General features: G+C 70.8%; 12 protein-coding genes. 10 read left to right on the top strand and 2 right to left on the bottom strand.

What is annotated here, in order from left to right; translation table 11 throughout:
- Positions 1-55 precede the first annotated feature (55 nt).
- Complete coding sequence (locus tag IEY82_RS36460) at positions 56-1,060, top strand: enolase C-terminal domain-like protein (protein WP_189128845.1); 1,005 nt, start codon at positions 56-58, stop codon at positions 1,058-1,060.
- Between the two features lie 130 nt (positions 1,061-1,190).
- Entirely contained in the window at positions 1,191-3,206 is a 2,016-nt protein-coding gene (locus IEY82_RS39680; protein ID WP_225264323.1) for a class I SAM-dependent methyltransferase, read from the top strand.
- Between the two features lie 46 nt (positions 3,207-3,252).
- On the opposite strand, the gene IEY82_RS36450 is transcribed toward IEY82_RS39680, so the two are convergent.
- On the bottom strand, positions 3,253-4,779 hold the full coding sequence (locus IEY82_RS36450) for an LCP family protein (protein ID WP_225264325.1): 1,527 nt from the start codon (positions 4,777-4,779) through the stop codon (positions 3,253-3,255).
- Between the two features lie 211 nt (positions 4,780-4,990).
- Here IEY82_RS36450 and IEY82_RS36445 point away from each other — a divergent pair, with 211 nt between their 5' ends.
- Both IEY82_RS36445 and IEY82_RS36440 read left to right on the top strand, forming a co-directional pair.
- Positions 4,991-5,863, top strand: a complete 873-nt coding sequence (locus IEY82_RS36445) for an enoyl-CoA hydratase-related protein (RefSeq protein WP_189128844.1) — start codon at positions 4,991-4,993, stop codon at positions 5,861-5,863.
- A 1-nt stretch (position 5,864) separates the two neighbouring features.
- A complete protein-coding gene (locus tag IEY82_RS36440; RefSeq protein ID WP_225264327.1) occupies positions 5,865-6,788 on the top strand; it encodes an alpha/beta hydrolase in 924 nt (307 codons plus the stop codon).
- Positions 6,789-6,818: 30 nt separating this feature from the next.
- Here the strand turns inward: IEY82_RS36440 and IEY82_RS36435 are convergent, their stop codons facing one another.
- Positions 6,819-8,270 (bottom strand): alpha/beta hydrolase family protein, encoded by a 1,452-nt coding sequence (locus IEY82_RS36435; protein WP_229697781.1) that lies wholly within the window; start codon positions 8,268-8,270, stop codon positions 6,819-6,821.
- 148 nt (positions 8,271-8,418) lie between these two features.
- On the opposite strand from IEY82_RS36435, the gene IEY82_RS36430 reads away from it, so the two are divergent.
- The 6 genes from IEY82_RS36430 to IEY82_RS36405 all read left to right on the top strand — a co-directional run bounded on the left by IEY82_RS36430 (position 8,419) and on the right by IEY82_RS36405 (position 18,221).
- On the top strand, positions 8,419-9,528 hold the full coding sequence (locus IEY82_RS36430) for an exonuclease SbcCD subunit D (RefSeq protein WP_189128842.1): 1,110 nt from the start codon (positions 8,419-8,421) through the stop codon (positions 9,526-9,528).
- Entirely contained in the window at positions 9,529-13,221 is a 3,693-nt protein-coding gene (locus IEY82_RS40045; protein WP_189128841.1) for an AAA family ATPase, read from the top strand. It abuts the gene before it with no gap.
- Positions 13,222-13,647: 426 nt separating this feature from the next.
- A complete protein-coding gene (locus tag IEY82_RS36420; RefSeq protein ID WP_189128840.1) occupies positions 13,648-13,887 on the top strand; it encodes a hypothetical protein in 240 nt (79 codons plus the stop codon).
- A complete protein-coding gene (locus tag IEY82_RS36415; protein WP_189128839.1) occupies positions 13,887-17,492 on the top strand; it encodes a T3SS effector HopA1 family protein in 3,606 nt (1,201 codons plus the stop codon). The genes IEY82_RS36420 and IEY82_RS36415 overlap by 1 nt, the downstream gene beginning before the upstream one ends.
- The gene (locus tag IEY82_RS36410) at positions 17,489-17,815 is read left to right on the top strand and encodes a hypothetical protein (protein WP_189128838.1); all 327 of its coding nucleotides are present in this window, start codon (positions 17,489-17,491) and stop codon (positions 17,813-17,815) included. Before IEY82_RS36415 ends, IEY82_RS36410 begins: the two co-directional genes overlap by 4 nt.
- Positions 17,808-18,221 carry a YbaB/EbfC family nucleoid-associated protein gene (locus IEY82_RS36405; RefSeq protein WP_189128837.1) on the top strand — a complete coding sequence of 138 codons (414 nt, stop codon included), beginning with the start codon at positions 17,808-17,810 and terminating at the stop codon, positions 18,219-18,221. Before IEY82_RS36410 ends, IEY82_RS36405 begins: the two co-directional genes overlap by 8 nt.
- Positions 18,222-18,282: the final 61 nt, after the last annotated feature.

Here is an 18,282-nt window from a genome sequence, read left to right as displayed (position 1 = left end):
TGCCCAGTCCCCGCGGGCAGGCACACTGGAGGGGATCGCCGGATGAGGGGGGCACATGCCGCGTGTGCGGAAGCTGGAGGTGTTCCGCGTCGTCCTGCCGCATGGCAGGCGCACGGACAGCCTGCTCGTGAAGCTCACCGACCAGGGCGGCATGACGGGGTGGGGTGAGACGGTGAGCCCCGCGCCCAAAGCCTGGTCCAGATTGGAGGAGTCGCTGGCCGCCCTGCTCATCGGCGTCGACTGGGAGCATCCCGACAGCGTCGCGAGCGGTGACTCCGCCGTCGACATGGCCTGCTGGGACCTGTGGACCAGGATGCGCGGCGTGCCGCTGGCCGACGCGATCGGCGGCACCCGCACCTCGCTGATGGCCACCGTCCGGCTCAGCCCCGACGCCTCGCTCGAGAGCCTGGTGACCCGGGTCAACCAGCAGGTCTGCGCCGGCTACGGCCACGTGACGCTCGACATCAGGCCCGGCTGGGACGTCGAGCCGGTCCGTGCGGTCCGCGCCGCCTATCCCGCGCTGACCCTCGCCGTCGACTGCGGCGGCGCCTACACCGACCGGGGCCAGCTCGTGGCGCTCGACTCCTACGGCCTGGAGGTCATCGAGCGGCCCTTCCCGGTGGCCGACGTCTACGCGCACGCCTCGCTCCAGGACGAGGTCGCCGCCTCGGTGGCCGTGGAGGTCTGCGCCACGGCCGACCTCGACGACTATCTGACGCTGCGGGCGGCCAGGGTGCTGCTCCTGCGGCCCACCGGCTTCCCGTCGATCAGCGAGGCCCGCCGCGCCCACGACCGCGCCGTGGCGGCCGGCTGGGACATCCAGTGCTCGGGCGGCCAGGGCGCTGGCCTGGCCAGGGCGGCGACGGTCGCGGTCGCCAGCCTTCCCGGCTGCACGCTGCCCTGCGACGTCACCCAGCCGCCGCGCAACAACCAGATCGTCACCCCCATCGTGGGCGCCAACGCCGGGGTCATCGCGGTCCCGCTCACCCAGCCCGGTCTCGGCCACTCGGTCGACGAGTCCCGTGTCCGCCGCCTGGCCAGGGACGTCTTCACCTCGTGAACCGGGTGGCGGGCCCGTTCCCGGTGGCAGGGTCCAGGTCGGCGCGTGACACGTACGTGATCACCACGCACTACCTTCATCCCGAAATATCGGGACAGGGGCGGTGGGCGTGGAGTTATCCAGATGGAGGGTGCTGCATCTGCTGCTGACCATGCACCTGAACGCCTTCGTGCCGGCCTGGTTGCAGGTGCTCTGCGGCATCGTCGTGCTGATCGGCGCCGGCATCGGCGGCGTCACCCTCATCGTGGAGTTGGACGGCGGCCTTGTGCTCGCCGTGGTGTGGGGCGCACTGACCTGTGTGTGCCTGTACGCCCTCGTCATGACACAGGGCCCCAACGTCTGGTGGGACAATCCCGCCTTCGCGCTCGACGAACATCCCCGGCTCAGGAGGGTCTTCCTCGAGGCCATGGAACTGGCGGAAGTCGGGACCGTCCCCAAGGTACGCCTCTGGAGCCTGCCGGCCATGACGGTGCATACGGGGCGCAGAATAAAATTCTGGCTCGGGCTCCCTCTGGTGACGGAACTCGAAGAGGACGAGCTACGCGCGATCGTGGTGCGGCATCTGCTCGTCTCACGGCTGTCGTGGCGCGATCGTTGGGTCGCGAGCCTCAATCTTAAAGACCTCGCCCGTGCGGCATCCGGCAAGCCGCATCCCGATCGCGCCCGGCTTCGAGCGCAGGCCAAGAGGATCCGGCAGGAGCTGTGGCGGGAGACCGCCGCTCTTGTCGGCCAGGAGACGCTGGCTCGGGCGACCCGGCGAGAGATCATGATCGACCATGCTTTCGCCTGGCATGTATACCGCTATGTAAGGCTCTGGGCCGACCATCATTGGGGGTTTCCCTCCGACGCCTTCGAGTCCTTCCGGTGGAAGGTCCGGGAGGACGGCCTGCTGGCGCGGATCCAGCCACGCGTCGACACGTTCGTCGCGGAGAAGCTCGACCGGCACGAGAGGGAACTGCTGCTGGAGCTGGGCTGGGACAGCGGGGCGCCGGTCGCACCCGCGACCGACCCGGTGGCTGATCGCCTTCCGGCCAGGCTCGAACGCCGGATGGCGCATGCTCTCTGGCGCGAGCTGTTCGGCCGGCCCGGCTCCCCGCTCGGCGTCAAAGGCGGCCCGATCCGCGACAAGCCCGCGGAGCTGTGGGTGTACTACCAGGAGGCGGAGCGGATCGGAGTTCTCGCGGCCGCGACCGCGTTGCTCGGGCGGCCCGCCTCCGCCGAGGACGTCGTCCGCCTCGCTGCCGGAGGCCGGGCGGGCGAGCTCGAATGGTCGCATACGAGCGCTTCCTGCCCGCACCCCGCGCCCGAGGTCTGCGTGCTGATGCCGCTGCTCGATGTGGCCCTGCGGCGGCTGGGCTACCTGCACGCCGATCCCTTCGTCCAGCGGGTGCTCGTCGGCCGGCTGGGGGATCGGGTGGACGTGGTGGAACTGGCCGGCGAGGTGGCGCGCGGCCTGCCGTACGGGCTGGAGCTGGGGGTGGAGCTGAACGCGAGGGATCCGGACGAGGACGTCCGGAGGCTGGCCGCCGAGTCGCTGGCGGCCGGCGACCCGATCGGGTGGTTCGAGCGGCTCTACGCCGAGTCCGACACGGGCGACGCGATCGTGCCGTGGGACTTCCGGCGGCCGCACGTCATGCTCGTCGACTGGGCCTCGAAGCGCGGCCTGCGCGGTAAGGGGCTCAGAGCGCTCGTGGTCGGCGCGGGCCTGGGGAACGACGCCCAGTACATCGCGGGGCTCGGCTTCGAGACGGTCGCGTTCGACGTGAGCGAGTCGGCCGTGCGGCTGGCGGGGGAGCGGTTCCCGGGCGAAAGTGTGCGCTACGTCGTGGCCGACCTGCTCGATCCGCCCGGCGAGTGGCGGGAGGCGTTCGACCTGGTCGTGGAGATCTCGACGGTGCAGGCGCTGCCCGAGGCGCTGCACTCCGAGGCTATCGCACGGGTGTCCTCCTTCGTGGGGCCGGGCGGGACACTGGTGGTGATCGCGTCGGCTCGGAACGAAGGGCAGCCGGTGTTCGCGCCGCCGTGGCCGCTCACACCGTCCGAGATCGCCGCCTTCGCCACCGGCGGGGTGGTGATGGAGGAGAGCGAGGACTTCCCCGACGCCGTGCGCCACCACTGCCGCGCCACCTTCCACCGGCCCGCCTGACGTTCGGCCCGGCGGGTTGATCGGCCTCCCGGTCCCGCCGGTGCCGTCACAGCGCTCCGCAGCCCTCGGTGAGCTCCTGGGTGGGGGACGGCGTGGCGGACTTCCTCGGCGTGCCGCCCAGGCCGCTCTTCGGCGTGCTCGCCGGGGTGCTCCCTGGTGACGACGCCCGGGGGGACGCGGGAGAGGACGCCGGAGAGGACGTCGGAGAGGACGTCGCGGAGGACGTCGGCGAAGGGGCCGCCGACGCCGCGACCGGGCCCGTGGCGCCCGAGTCGCGGATCGCCTTGGCGGTGAGATAGCGGATCTTCTGCCAGTCGGGGTAGCCGGTGGAGATCAGCGGGGGCACGAACTGCATGCTCGTCACCCTGGCGTTCTTGACCTGGAGCGCCAGGGGCACCAGGTGCTTCAGCATGGGCCGGGGGATGTCCGTCTTGATCAGCTCTTTGGTGGCCAGCGCGATCTGGGTGAACCGGGTCAGCACGGTGGCGGGATCGGCCTGGTCGAGCAGCGCGCCGAGCACGCACCGCTGGCGGCGCATCCTGGTGTAGTCGTCGCTGTTGGTGCGCGAACGGGCGTACCACATCGCGTCCTCGCCCTTCAGCCGGCGCGTGCCCTGCTTGACCAGGCCCTCGTTGTAGGTGCCGAACACCACGTCCTGCTCGACGCTCAGTGTGACCCCGCCGATCGCGTCGATCAGCCGGGCGAACCCCCACATGTTCACCAGGGCGTACCAGTCGACGTCGAGCCCCAGCGTGTAGCCGATCGTGTCCATCAGCACCTTCGGGCCCTGGTGCTGCCTGCCGCCGAAGATCTCCGGGTGCGCGTCGGAGTACTCCCAGACGCTGTTGAGGAGGTCGCTGCGCCCGCCGCCGGGATCGGCCGGCAGCCGGAAGCCGGCGGGGAAGCGCCGGGCCATCGGCGTGCCGGGGCGGAAGCGGACGTTCTCCAGGTTGCGCGGCAGGCTGATCAGCACCGTGCTGCCGGTCCGTACGTCGATGCTGGCCAGGTTCATGCTGTCGGTGCGCACGCCCGCCCGGTCACCGGCGGCGTCGCCGCCGAGCAGCAGGATGTTGACCCGCTGCCGCCCGGCCCACGGGTTCTCCGGGCGTACCCGCTCCTCTGCCCGGGGGTCGGGCGTGGGGTTGACGAAGATGTCGTTGAGCGTCTGCTGGGAGGTCCAGACGTACTCAGCGGTCAGCCCGAACGGCAGCACCACCACGACCGCCAGCAGCCCCGCGAAGATGCCCGTGAGCACCTGTCCGCCCTGGGAGAGCGCGTTGGGCCGGAGCACCGTGAACGAGTGGACGATCAGGGCGAACCACGCCAGGCCGAGGACGGCCGAGCCGGCGGCGATCGCGATGAGCCAGCTGTCCTCGGTCAGCATGCCGAGCAGGTTGTCGGTGGTCAGCGCGACCGCGAGCAACGCGAGCAGCCCGGCCGCGTGGCAGGAGAGCAGCACCAGCCCGGTCCGCCGCCGGCCTGCGCGCAGATGTGCCGCGCCGGGGGCCAGCACCGCCAGCGCCAGCCAGCCGAGGAACCCCCCGGCGCTCACCGGTTTCGTTGCCTGCCTCACGCCATCCCCGTTTCCCCGTGCTCCACCGTAGACGCGTACCCCGCTACCCGAGGTGGCCCGCTGGACGCCCATTCCAGGTGCGAACGCCGCTTCCAGAAGCGGCCGCTGGACGCGGCCCACTTTAGGCCGAATCGAGGGGGGATCTTACGGCTTAAACGCGAAATATGCCGTTATATGAGAGTCAACTTCGATGACCGAATAAGATTCGGTCATGGCCTTCTCCGAGATCGAGTACGCCGTGACGGACCGCATCGCGACCGTCACCCTGAAGCGCCCGGACCGGCTCAACGCCTTCACCCTGACGATGCGCGCGGAGTTGATCGAGGCGTTCGATCTCGCGGACGCCGACGACGACGTGCGCGCCGTGGTCGTCACCGGCGCCGGCCGGGCCTTCTGCGCCGGCGCCGACCTGGGCGGGGGCGGCGGCACGTTCACCCGCCGGGACCGCGGCGACCACCAGGAGGAGCTCGTCGACGGCTACCCGCGCGACGGCGGAGGCACGGTCGCCCTGCGCATCGCCCAGTCGCTGAAGCCGGTCATCGGCGCCATCAACGGCGCGGCCGTCGGGGTGGGCGTCACGATGACGCTGCCGATGGACGTCAGGCTCGCGGCCGACACCGCGAAGTTCGGCTTCGTGTTCGCCCGCCGCGGCATCGTCCCCGAGGCGGCCTCCGGCTGGTTCCTGCCCAGGATCGTGGGCATCGCCCAGGCCATGGAATGGGCCGCGACGGGCCGCGTCTTCCCCGCCTCGGAGGCCCTCGAAGCCCGGCTGGTCTCACGCCTGTATCCGGCGGACGAGCTGCTGCCCGCCGCCTACGCGCTGGCCCGCGAGATCGCCGGCAACACCTCGGCCGTCTCGGTCGCCGCGGTCCGCAGGCTGATGTGGTCGGGGCTGTCGGCATCGTCCCCATGGGAGGCGCACGCGGCCGACTCCAGGCTGATGGCCGAGCTGGGCTCCTCGGCTGACGCCGTCGAGGGCGTGACGTCGTTCCTGGAGAAGCGGCCGGCCGAGTTCCCGATGAAGGTCAGCCAGGATCTGCCGGACGGTGTACCGTCCTGGCCGGACGATCCCTATCGTGTCTAGCATGTACGAGATCACCGTTCTGCCCATGCCGCCCGACTTCGAGGGTGAGGTCGTGGCGACACTGGTGTCGCGGCGGACCGAGGCGTCCCGCCGGGCGGTGCTCTATCTCCACGGCTTCACCGACTACTTCTTCCAGGACCACCTGGCCGAGCACTACCTCGACCGCGGCATCGACTTCTACGCGCTCGACCTGCGTAAATACGGGAGGTCGTTGCTGCCGCACCAGACCAGGGGCCTGATCAGGAGCGTCACCGACTACTTCCCCGAGATCGACGAGGCCGTCCGGGTCATCCGGCGGGACCACGACGAGCTCACCGTCAACGCCCACTCGACCGGCGGCCTGATCGCCTCGCTGTGGGCCGACCGGGTCCGCGGCCGGGGCCTCGTGCAGGGGCTGGTGCTCAACAGCCCGTTCTTCGACCTCAACGTGTCCGCTCCGCTCCGCCTGGCCGCCGACCTGCTCAAGACTCCGCTCTCCTACACGAGCCGGCCGCTGCCTCTGGGCGTCAGCACCGTCTACGGCCAGAGCCTGCACAGCTCCGAGCAGGGCGAATGGGACTACGATCTGGAGCTCAAGCCGCTCGGCGGCTTCGCCGTGCACGCCATGTGGCTGGCCGCCGTCCGCCGTGCGCAGCGCCGCCTGCACGCCGGGCTCGCGGTCGACGTGCCGGTGCTCGTCCTCGCCTCGGCCAGGGGCCTGCGGGTACGCGACTTCGTCCCCGAGGCCCGTGCGGCCGACATCGTGCTCGACCCCCGGCAGATCGCCCGCTGGTCCACCTCGATCGGCCCGCACGTCACCTGCGTCCGCGTCGCCGACGGCGTACACGACCTGGTGCTGTCCAGCGAGCCGGTGCGCAAGCAGGTGTTCGCCGAGATCGACCGCTGGCTGAACGCCTACGTCGGGCCGGCGGACCGGGACGCCTAGGGACGCCGTGCCCGTCGGGAGGACGCGGGTCTACCAGGGGAACGAGAACAACCCGTAGTAGGCGGCCGCCACCAGCAGCAACCCCGTGCCGCCCAGCACCCCCGCGATCGCCACGTGCTGCCACCGGCTCAGCCGCATGCCCTCCCGCAGCGCCGCCACGACCGCCGCCACGGCCGTGACCTCCTGCACCAGCATCAGCACGGCCATGCCGCGCACGACCAGCCAGCCGGCCAGCACCGCGGGCCAGGCGCCCGCCTGGTTCACCGAGAACAGCACCAGCACCATGATGAACGCCACCACCGAGAGCAGCAGCCCCAGCCCCGTCCACGCCATCCGGCTCAGTCTGCGCCTGATCGGCGGCCACAGTTTGGTGTTGGCCTCGACCTGCGCGAGGGGCCGGCCGCGCAGCCGTACCAGCATGACGGCGACCGGGCCCGCCACGTAGCCGACGGCGGCCAGGCAGATGGTCAGCCCCAGCATCGTCCCGCCCGCGTACCACGGCGCGGCCGGCACGTCGCTGGCCTCGAACCGCTGCACCGGAGTGGTGCCCGCCATGCGCACCTCGGGCCGGGCGGTGCCCGGCAGGCCGGTGATCCAGTTGGTGAGCGTCTCCAGATAGCCCGGCGCGAAGTCGCCGCCGTTGACCCGCATGGCGTGGTCGGCTCGGCCCATGAAGCGGATCGTGTAGCCGTCGTTGCCCGCCTCGGCCAGCGCCGTGGTCAGCGCCCTGGTGGACTCGACGAACGGGATGGACGGGTCGGTCGTGCCGTAGAGGGCCAGCACCGGCTGTCTCATCCGCCGCAGCGCCGGCATCGCGTCGTGGCGCAGGAAGTCGAAGCCGATCCCGCCCATCGCCCTGGTCAGCAGGTCGCGCACGCCGATCGGGGCGCGCAGGCGGAGCAACTGCTCGTTCAGCGCCCAGGCCACCTGCCGCAGCGGTGAGACGTTCGGTGAGGACACCAGCACCGTGAACCCCACCGCCGAGCTCTTCGCGGCGGCGATCGGCGCCACCCATCCGCCCTCACTGACCGCCCATAACCCGATCCGCGCCGGATCGACGTCCGGCCGCTTCGCCAGGTGCTCCACCATGCGGAGCGCGTCGTCGGCGAGCAGCGAGAAGTCGCGGTCGCGGAAGTTGTAGCCGACCGTCCGCTTGTCGAACGCGAGCGTCACCACGCCCGCCTTGGCCAGGAACTCCGCCTGCGGCGTGAACTCGGTCCGCGAGCCGTTGCCCGACCCCGACACGAACACCAGCGCCGGATGCCGGCCCGGTGTGAGCGGCGCCCGCACGGTGCCCACCAGCCGCTGCCCCTGCGCCGGGACGGAGATCTCCTCGCGGCTGATCGGATCGACCGCCACGACGGAGCGCAGCTCGCTCGGCGGCTGAGCCGGTAAAGCCTGGAACTCCTGATCGGCCCTGAGCGGTGGCGGGTCGAACGCGGGTGGCAGGACGTATCCGACGGATGCCAGAACCACCAGCATCAGACCGGCTGCGACGCTCAAGGTGCCACGGCCAGTGCGCATCGGCCTCCCCATGTGGGTTGGTTTGCCCGTCGATCATTCAGCCTACTCCCCGCTGGTGAGGCGCATGGGGCCGCATTTGTCGGTGAGAACTGTTAGCTTCCTGCGAATGCGGATCCTGCACACCAGCGACTGGCACCTGGGGCGCTCGTTCCATCGCGAGAGCCTGCTCGACGGTCAGGCCGCGTTCGTCGACCACCTGGTCGAGACCGTCCGCGCCGAGCGGGTCGACGTGGTGGCGGTGTCCGGTGACGTCTACGACCGGGCCCTCCCGCCGGTCGACGCCGTGACCCTGTGCAACGAGGCGCTGGGGCGGCTGGCCGCCGAGGGCGCGCGGACCGTGCTGATCAGCGGCAACCACGACTCCGCGCGGCGGCTCGGCTTCGGCGCCTCCCTGTTCGACGCCGCGGGGGTGCACCTGCGCACCGACCCGTCGCGGGCGTGGGAGCCCGTGATGATCGACGACGTCGCCTTCTACGGCATCCCCTACCTGGAGCCCGAGCTGGTCCGCGCCCCCTGGGAGCTGCCCGATCGCAGCCACACCGCCGCGCTCACCCACGCCATGACCCGCGTCCGCGCCGACGCCGCCCGCCGCGGCCGCTCTGTCGTGCTGGCCCACGCCTTCGTCACCGGAGGCCAGGCCAGCGACAGCGAGCGCGACATCAGCGTGGGCGGGGTCGCCCACGTGCCGCTGTCGGCGTTCGACGGGGTCGACTACGTCGCGCTCGGCCACCTGCACGGGCGCCAGCGCATGTCCGAGACGGTCCGCTACTCCGGCTCCCCGCTGGCCTACTCGTTCTCCGAGGCCGACCACGTCAAGGGTTCGTGGCTGGTCACGCTCGGCTCGGGCGTGGAGTTCGTGCCGGCGCCGGTGCCCCGGCCGGTCGGCCGGCTGCGCGGCCATCTCGACGACCTGCTGACCTCGCCCGCCCACGCCCGCTTCGAGGACCACTGGCTGCAGGTGGTGCTGACCGACCCCATACGCCCCAAATCGGCCATGGACCGGCTGCGCGCCCGCTTCCCGCACACGCTGGCGCTCTCCTTCGACCCCGAGGGCGGCGCTCCCGCCGCCCAGCCCGTGCGGCTCAGCGGGCGCCCGGAGGCCGACGTCGCGCTCGACTTCGTCCGTGAGGTACGCGGCGAGCCTGCCGCGGCCGACGAGGAAAAGCTGCTAAGACAGGCGGTCGAGGCGTCCCGGGCGAAGGAGACGATGGCGTAGATGCGGCCACACCGGCTCTCCCTGACGGCGTTCGGGTCGTTCCCCGGTGCGGAGACGGTCGACTTCGACGCGCTGGCGCAGGCGGGCCTCTTCCTCGTGCACGGGCCCACCGGCGCGGGCAAGACGACGATCCTCGACGCGCTCTGCTTCGCCCTCTACGGGCAGGTGCCCGGCCAGCGCAACAGCGCCCGTGCCCTGCGCTGTGACCACGCCGCCCCCTCCGTCGGCCCGTCGGTCACGCTGGAGGTGACCGTACGCGGCCGGCACCTCCGCATCCAGCGCTCTCCCGCCTGGCAGCGGCCCAAGCTCCGCGGCACGGGCTGCACCGAGGAGAAGGCCAAGGTCATCGTCGAGGAGCGGGCCGGAGCCGGCTGGCAGGGCCTCACCACCAGGGCCGACGAGGCGGGCGACCTCATCGGCGGGCTGCTCGGCATGAACGCCGACCAGTTCTGCCAGGTCGCCATGCTGCCCCAGGGCGACTTCGCCCGGTTCCTGCGAGCCGACGGCGACGACCGCCGCAAGCTGCTCGAACGCCTCTTCACGGTCAAGGTGTTCACCCAGACAGAGTCGTGGCTGGCCGAGCACCGCAAGCAGTCCTGGCGCGAGGCCCAGGACCTGCGCCAGCAGGTCGACTTCGCCATCCAGCGGCTGGAGGAGGCGGCCGGCGACACCCTCGGCCAGCCCGCACCTCTCACCGCCTCCCAGTCCCCGTCGGCCGGCGCCGCCGATGCGGGCCAGGAGCTCCTGTTCAGCGATCCCTTGCCCGGATCGTCGTCGCCCGGCTCGGCCGATGGCGCCGATCCCGGGTCGGCCGAGGCCGGAGTGCCGTCGGTCGAGGATGATCCTCTCGGGTGGGCCGGAGCACTGCGCGACGCGGCCCGGGCCGTGGTCACCCGGCGCACCGAGCAGCACGCGCGGGCGGAGCAGGCGTCGCGGCAGGCGCGCCTCACGTTCGAGCAGGCCGCGGCGCTGGCCGACCGCCGGCGCCGTCACGCCGAGGCGCTGACCCTGCGTCGCACTCTGGACGAACGTGCCGACGAGCGAGCGGACCTTCAGGCGATCCTCGACGACGCGGCTCGGGCCGCGGCCGTGATCCCGCTGATCACGGCCGCCAGGCAGCGCGCCGAGGCCGCCGCCAAGGCCACCTCCCTCGCGGCCGACGCCGTGGCCCGCGCCCGTCCCCTGTTGGGCCGCGCGACCGACGGCCCATCCGCCGACTTCCCGCCCCGGCCCGGCGATGGTTCCGCGGTGTCGCCGGAGCGGCTCGCCGAGATGGAGAGGCAGCGGCAGGCCGAGATCGCGCGGCTGTCCGAGCTGCTCACCGAGGAGGCCAGGCTCCTGGTCGTCCGGAGAGACCTGCGGCGGGCCGAGGAGGAGCTCGCCGGGCTGGCCACGGAGGACGAGGCGACCGCCATCCGGCTGGCCGCCCTGCCCGAGCTCATGGCCGAGGCCGAGCACCGTGCCGAGCGGGCCCGCCTCGACGCCGCCAGGATCCCGGCGGCCGAAGCCGTGCGGGCCGCCGCGGCCGAGCTGATCGCAGCCGATCGCGGGCTCGCCGCGCTGGACGCCGAGCTGGACGGGCTGGCGCAGCGGGAGGCCGAGGTGGCCGCCGCCGAGGCGGAGCTGCCCCAGCGGCTCGCCGACGTGTCGGGGCGGCTCGCCGGCGTACGCGCGGAGATCGCGGCGATCCCGGCCGCGGCCGCGACGCTCGACGCGGCCCGGACCATACGCGACGCGGTCCTGCGTCGTGACACCCTGGCCGGTGAGCTGGAGGCGGCGGCGGCCACCCACCAGGCTCTGGTGGACAGGGCCCAGGGTCTGAGGGAGCAGTGGCTGGACATCCGCCAGGCCCGCATCGACGGCATGGCGGCCGAGCTGGCCCGCGACCTGTCCGACGGCCGGCCCTGCGCGGTGTGCGGCTCCGAGCACCACCCCGCCCCGGCCTCGCCCGCCCCCAGCGCGCCCTCGGCGGACGACGAGCTGGCCGCCGAGCACGCCCATGAAGGAGCGCACGCCGAACGCGAGGCCGCCGAACGTACCCTCGCCGCCCTTGAGTCCCGCCACGCCGACGCGGTGGCGGCCACGGGCGGTCTCGACGCCGACGCCGCCGAGGCGGAGGTGCTGCGGGCCGAGCAGGAGCTCGCCCGCCTGGAGGGGATCGCCGCACTCGAGCCCGCGCTGGCCGCGGAGCTCGACCGCGTCGAGGCCGACCGTGAGCACGTCACCGACCGCGCCCGCCGGCTGGCCGAAGACCTCGCCGCCCACCGCGCCCACCGCAGCCACCTGCAGGCCGAACGCTCCCGTCTCGCCGCCCAGCTCGCCCGTGGCAGCCTGGGTCTCGCGTTGGACACCAGCACCGAGGGTTCCGCTCAACTGGACCCGTCCGGCCTGGGTGGCGTGGGCGGCCAGGGTGATTCGAGCGGGTTGGGCGGCGACGTCCAGGCCGTCGAGGTGCTGGCGGCGGCCGAGCGGGAGGTGCGGCGGCTCAAGGCGTCGGCGGCCGAGGAGCCGGAGCTGGCCGCCGAGGCGGCGCGGCTCGGTCAGGAGCGGGTCTCGCTGGAGGAGCGGGCGCGCAGGGTCACGGCCAGGCTGGCCGCCTGCCGCACCCGCCAGGAGGAGCTCAGCGGTGACGCGGGGAGGCTGACCGCGCGGCTCGACAGCGCCCGCGGCGACGATCCGACGCTCACCGCGCGGCTGTCCAGGCTCAGCGACGAGGCGGAGCTGTTGCGGGAGGCACTGGAGGCGACGCGGCTGGCCATGTCCGCCGAACAGGAGCGTGCCAGAGCCGCCGAGGCGGCCGAACGGGCCACCCTGGAGGCGGGCTTCGCCGAGGTCGACGACGTCGTCGACGCCGCCAGGACCCCGGCCGAGCTGGAGAGCAAGGCCGAGCGGCTGCGGCGGCTGGACGACCAGTACGCCGCCGTGAGCGGCATCCTGGCCGACCCCGAGCTGCTGGCGGCGGCCGAGGCGCCGGCGCCCGACCTGGCGGCGATCGAGGCGGAGCGCGAGGCGGCGCAGCAGGCCCACACCGCCCTGGCCTCCGCGCTCGACCAGGCCATGGCCAGAGCGCACCGGCTGGACGAGCTCCACGGTGAGCTGGCGGCAGGTCTGGCCACCTGGCAGCCCGCCGCCGACCGGCACAAGCTGGCCGAGCGCATGGCGGCCCTGGCCAGCGGCACCTCCAGCGACAACCAGTGGAGCATGAGCCTGTCGTCGTACGTGCTCGGCGAGCGGCTCAGGCAGGTGGTCGACGCCGCCAACGAGCGCCTCGACCACATGTCCGCCGGCCGCTACCTCCTGCGTCACGACCTGCGTAAGACGGCCGGCGCGCGTGGCCGTTCGGGCGGCGGGCTCGGGTTGCGGATCTCCGACGGGTGGACGGGCGTCGAGCGCGACCCGGCGACTCTCTCCGGCGGAGAGAGCTTCATCACCTCGCTGGCGCTGGCCCTCGGGCTGGCCGACGTCGTCACGGCCGAGGCCGGGGGGGCCGAGATCGGCACGCTCTTCGTGGACGAGGGGTTCGGCACCCTCGACGAGGACACCCTCGACGGCGTCCTCGACATTCTCGACGAGCTACGCGACGGCGGGCGCGCCGTCGGCGTCATCAGCCACGTCGCCGAGCTGCGCTCGCGCATCCCGGCCCAGCTCAAGGTCTCCAAGACGCGTGCCGGATCGAGCCTTTCGGTGGTGTGACCGCCGTCGCGGACGGTGGCGTGGTCTCGGCCGCACGGTTGCCCATGGCGGGCCGAGGTCCGGCGTCGGCCGTCCGTCACCATGGTGGCCCTGGCCGGGCGTGCCAGGGTGAAGGTCATCGCCGCTGATCTGTGATCCTCGCTTTCGGGCTGATCAGGTAGCCTTTTCGTTCACCATCGTGGTGTTGGGGATGTGCGGGAGGATGGTCTGACGACTCCGTGGAATCCGCAGGATGCGGTGGTGACCCCGTGTTCTCACAGTCCGCTGTGTCCGCAGCCGGGGCCGTGTCTCCCGGATTCGCTCCGTAATGACCGGCCGGACCTGAGCGTCCTGCCGGAGCGCACGTCAGTCTCTGCGGATCCCGGTGACATCGCGTTCGCCGAGCGGGGGTTGCGCACGCTCAGCGACTTGCTGGGGGAGTTGGGCGTGGGCCTGAATGGGCTGGCCGGCGCGCATGAGGCGACCGCGCGCGCCACCCGTAAGGCGGCGACCGGTGATGACTACGGCAACACGTTCTGGAGCCAGCAGGGACAGCGGTTCGAACGCGCGGCCAGGCTCCTGCGGCTGATCGCCGAGCAGTCGCAGACGGCGGCCGGCAACACCGTTCAGACGCGGCGTAACTACCAGGCGGCTGACGACGCTTCGACTCTCCGGGACAGGTTCTGATGGATCCGCATGCTTTTGTGCCTGATGTGGTGAAGCCGTTTTGGCCCTATATCGCGGGTGGGTTGTTTCCGGAGCAGCGTTACGACGACATGGTGGCCAAGGCTGACGAGATGGAGGGGATAGCTGACGCGCTCGGCCGGTTGCGTAAGGAAGCGGGCGATGGCGTGGCGGCGCTGCTGCGGGGTGGGGTGTGGGAGGGGACAGCCCAGGCCGAGTTCGCTCAGTTGTTCGGTGAGCTGGTGCGGGACGTCGGTGGTGATCCAGACGAGGTGGACCGGAATCCGGTCGCTGCGCTGACGTATGTGGAGCATGAGGTCCGGCAGGGCGCGTCCATGACGCGCAAGCAGGCGACGGACATTGAGCACACTCAGGTGATGATGATCGCTGGGGCGATCATGACCGGGGCGGCGATTCTCCGGCTGCTGGGGTTCGCGATTGCGAATCCGAGTGCGACGGCACTGATCTCGAGCAGGCTGGCGTTCGAGCGGGTGCGCAATCAGGCGATCAAGGGGATCGTGCTGAGGAACATGCTCCTGTTCGGGGCAATCATGGGCGGTCTGGACGGCGGCATTCAGCTGGGGCAGATGCTGGTCGGGCACCGGGACGAGATCAACTTCGAGTCGTTGTTGTGGTCGACGGGGACCGGCGCGCTGACTGGGGCGTTGTTCGGAGGGATGAAGATCGGTGCGGCCAAGCTGGTGACTGATGACATGGTCGGCAGGGTCGCCAGTAACGAGGCCAAGACGCTGCGGACGCTGATGGCCGGCGCGCCCGACACGGTGTTGGGGCAGACGGTCATGGGGGGTCTGTCGAGTGTGGCCGCCAGCGCAGTCACGCTCGGGGCGACGGGGCAGCTCACTCGCGACAACCTGCTGTTCGCCCTTGGCTCCGGATTGATCGGCGGCATCGGCCCCACCGCCCGTCCCAGTCCTGGCCCCACCGCCCGTCCCAGTCCTGGCCCGACCGCTCGTCCCAGGCCCATGACCGACCTGCCTGGCAGGGCGCCTCGGCTGGGGGATGACGGCGCAGTTCCCGTGCGATCCCGACAATTTGAGGCCGCTCCCACGAGGCCGCCTGCTGAGCGTCCCACAGCGCTTGCCCAGCAGCCCGATGGTTCTCAGGTAAACCGGGACCAGCGAGTCTGGCCGCTGCTCGATCGACAACCCGCGCCACCGTCTGGTGATGGCGGCGGGCCTGCCGCTGCCCCGGCAACCAGGAGCAGAGGTGCCGACCCCGCGACCCAGGGGCCTGCCAGAAGTGCGAACGATAGGCCCGGGACTCCGGCAGCGAACCGAAGTGTCGGCGACCGGCCAAGCGCAAGGGACATGAGGGCAGGCGACGGGCCGGTGTCTCCGGCCGGGAACAGGAGTGCAGGGGACCGGCCTGCCCACGGACTGCCGGAGGCGGTTGGCGACCGTGCCGACGCCTTTCGTCGGATGCCCTATGAGGATGCGGCCCCCCACTCAGTCGATCAACCCAGCTCCTCGCTGGCGCCGGCTCCGGTCGTGGAGGGTCAAGTCCCGCGTACGCCATCGCCTGCGACGCTCGCCCACGATCCTGGGATGTCCCCACCGGACGCGGGGCCGGGCGGTGGGAGGCCCGGGAACTTTGAGGTCGCGGTGGGCCGGGCGGTGGCCGACATCCTTGGTCTGCGGGATGTTCCGCAGGCGCAGGCCCAGCTCATGGGCCGGTTCCATGGGATCGTTCCTGAGGTGGTGGGGCTGCAGCAGTCCCCGAGCAGCACGCTCAACCAGCTGGTGGCGGCGCACGGTGGTCGCAGTGTGGTGACGGCGTATGTGAGCGCTGTGGAGGCTGGGCATCAGGTTGCTCGTGCGACCGATCCTGAGTCGCTGGCGAGAGGGCTTGCGGATTTCATCCGTGAGCAGGAGGGTTCGCGGGATGCTGGGCCGGGTGGGCGGCCGCGGGATGAGGTTGTGTCGCCGGTCAGGGACGGCGGCGCGTCGAGGAGATCGCCAGAGGTTTTCTCCGGTGAGTGGGTGGCCCGGCGATTGGGCATGGATCCGCCTTCGCCGGTGCAAGCTCGGATCCTTGACCGGTTGGACCAGCTTGTTCCTGAGCTGACCCACGGGGATCGGTCGTCGAGCGAGGCGTTCAACGGATTGGTGGAGCGCCATGGTCCTGCTGATCTGGCGGAGTTGTATGTGCGGGCTGTGGAGACCGAGTACCGGGGGGTCACCGAAGCTCGCGATGCCGGGTCCCTGGCCAGGGGGCTTGATGATTTCATTCAGCGGGAGGCTGCGCGGAGTTCGGGCGAGCCCTCGCCGAGGGCCCGTGTCGGGGATTCCCCTGTTCGGCATGATGATCAGGGGATGGCTCCGCGGGAGGCTGGGCCGGGCGGTGAGCGGCCGCCGGCGGATCTCGCGTCGCCGGTCAGGAACGGTGACGGAGCAATACGTTCACCAGAGGTTTTCTCGGGTGATTGGGTGGCTCAGCGATTGGGCATGGATGCTCCTTCGCCGGGGCATGCTCGGGTCCTGGATCGGTTGGACGAGCTTGTTCCCGAGTTGGTCTCGGGGGAGCGGTCGTCGAGTGGAGCGTTCAACCGATTAGTGGATCTTCATGGTCGCGCTGGTCTCGCTGAAATGTATGTGCGGGCTGTCGCCGAGGGGCATCCGGTGGCCCTTGCGACTGACCCTGATTCCCTGGCAAGGGGGCTTGCTGATTTCGCCCAGCAGCAAGAGAGCCCGTCGATTCCGCAGGGTCCCAAAACGTACGCACATCTCGCGAGGTCGTATCCGGAGCTGTCCTTCTCAGAGTTGGAGGCGATGCGGGTGGCCTCCTACCGGGCGTACGGTCAGGAGCCGCCCGCCGTGTCACGGGAGAGCACAGACGCCTTCCTCGAACGGGTCTGGGCAGAACGGTCATCCATCGGGAGTGGGGATGACATCTATAGAAAATACGCTTACGACGGAGTAACTAAATCGCTTGACCGGAGCCCTCGCTCCTACATGAAGGTTCTTGTTGACCTGGCTCATTCTAGGCCGGACCGCCTGTCGTTCGATCAGAGAACGAGGCAATACCTAGGGGAGCGATCTCTCAGGGATTCCCGGAATGCGCGAGGGTTCTTCCATTTTGTCCGCGAAGGGGCTAATTTCGGGGTCACCCAACGCCTTTACTTGAACGCCATGCCCAAGAGTGCGTCAGAGTTGATGAGCGCCTTGGTCAAGGAGGTCGTGGACGAGCCTCGGCGTTTCCCGGGGGTGGACTCGGCCAAGATCGCCGGGTACGAGAGAATCACACAACGTCATGAGGGAATCGTGATCTTCCTTGCAGATCAGGCAGCGACCGACAGGGTGGTCCAATGGCTCGGTGACTACCATGAACGCAATCCCGGTGTCTTGCTGCCAACCACGCTGCCGATGACGCTGCCGGTGATGGACGGTGTCAGCCTTGGCGCTGAGCCGATGGTGTCTGAGCTCAGCTTCGGCACCCTCCGCGCAAATCTCATTTATACCGCCCTCAAGCGAAGCATGTTGAATGGCGGCGGCGATCTAGACACGTTCATGAGTGAGGTCTACGGCATCTTCGAACGGAACGGCGTCGACCCTGCCAACCCGCATACCAACAACGGGAATGGACCATGATGCTGGAAAGTCTGGACTCGGCTGGGAGATTCGTCAGCGGATTTCTCGCAGGGGAGATCGATGAGACGACCAATCCGGCTCTGGAGGAGGACGACCTACTGATGCTGGCCGTACTCACCCTTGACAGGACAGATCCCGGCTGGGTCTTGGCGCGGATCGCGGACTCGGGTGTGCCGGTCTGTCTGCGTGCCCAGTTGTTGTGGCCAATGATGCGTACGTACGCCGAGGGTTACGACATCCTTCACAGGGAGGACCCGCACGCGGTGCGGCACCTGCCGACCCCGGGGCGGCACAGTGGTGAAGAGGACGCGCATCATGCATGAGGAGCTTCACGCGCAGCTGGAAGAACTGGTTACCGATTACGAGCGACAGGCCGCCGAGATCCGGAGTGTTTACGAGCGGCTGCGGGAGGTTGAGGCCACTGCCACCTCGAAGGACGGCCTGGTGACCGTGAAAGCCGGGCCGCAGGGGCGCATCACGCACCTCGAATTGGATCCGCGTATCACCAGAAAGCTGGCCGCGTCGGAGATCGCCGCTTCGATCATGGAGCAGATCGAGGGGGCGACCTCGGAGGTGAGCCGGCAGACCGCGGCTCTGCTGGCGCCGCTCGCGCCGGAAGGAGTCGACCTCGAAGGACTGCTCGGCGCCGACGCAGACCTCGGCGCGCTCCTGCCCAGCCTGCGCGCGGAAGCGCCGCGGGACCGGCGGCCGGGGACCATGGGCGGGTAGACCCGACCGGCACCGCCTCATTTCTCGGGCTCCGTCAGGCCGCGCCCGTGGTGAAACGGCG

This window comes from Nonomuraea cavernae (assembly GCF_014646355.1).
In the GTDB taxonomy this organism is placed as follows: Bacteria; Actinomycetota; Actinomycetes; order Streptosporangiales; family Streptosporangiaceae; genus Nonomuraea; species Nonomuraea cavernae.
This window is presented reverse-complemented; position numbering and strand designations above follow the sequence as displayed.

What these genes read in the sequence shown, in the direction of transcription:
- IEY82_RS36460 (WP_189128845.1), top strand. Translation starts at nt 56, where the DNA reads ATGCCGCGTGTGCGGAAGCTGGAGGTGTTCCGCGTCGTCCTGCCGCAT.
- IEY82_RS36445 (WP_189128844.1), top strand. Translation starts at nt 4,991, where the DNA reads ATGGCCTTCTCCGAGATCGAGTACGCCGTGACGGACCGCATCGCGACC.
- IEY82_RS36440 (WP_225264327.1), top strand. Translation starts at nt 5,865, where the DNA reads ATGTACGAGATCACCGTTCTGCCCATGCCGCCCGACTTCGAGGGTGAG.
- IEY82_RS36435 (WP_229697781.1), bottom strand. Translation starts at nt 8,270, where the DNA reads ATGCTGGTGGTTCTGGCATCCGTCGGATACGTCCTGCCACCCGCGTTC.
- IEY82_RS36430 (WP_189128842.1), top strand. Translation starts at nt 8,419, where the DNA reads ATGCGGATCCTGCACACCAGCGACTGGCACCTGGGGCGCTCGTTCCAT.
- IEY82_RS40045 (WP_189128841.1), top strand. Translation starts at nt 9,529, where the DNA reads ATGCGGCCACACCGGCTCTCCCTGACGGCGTTCGGGTCGTTCCCCGGT.
- IEY82_RS36415 (WP_189128839.1), top strand. Translation starts at nt 13,887, where the DNA reads ATGGATCCGCATGCTTTTGTGCCTGATGTGGTGAAGCCGTTTTGGCCC.
- IEY82_RS36410 (WP_189128838.1), top strand. Translation starts at nt 17,489, where the DNA reads ATGATGCTGGAAAGTCTGGACTCGGCTGGGAGATTCGTCAGCGGATTT.
- IEY82_RS36405 (WP_189128837.1), top strand. Translation starts at nt 17,808, where the DNA reads ATGCATGAGGAGCTTCACGCGCAGCTGGAAGAACTGGTTACCGATTAC.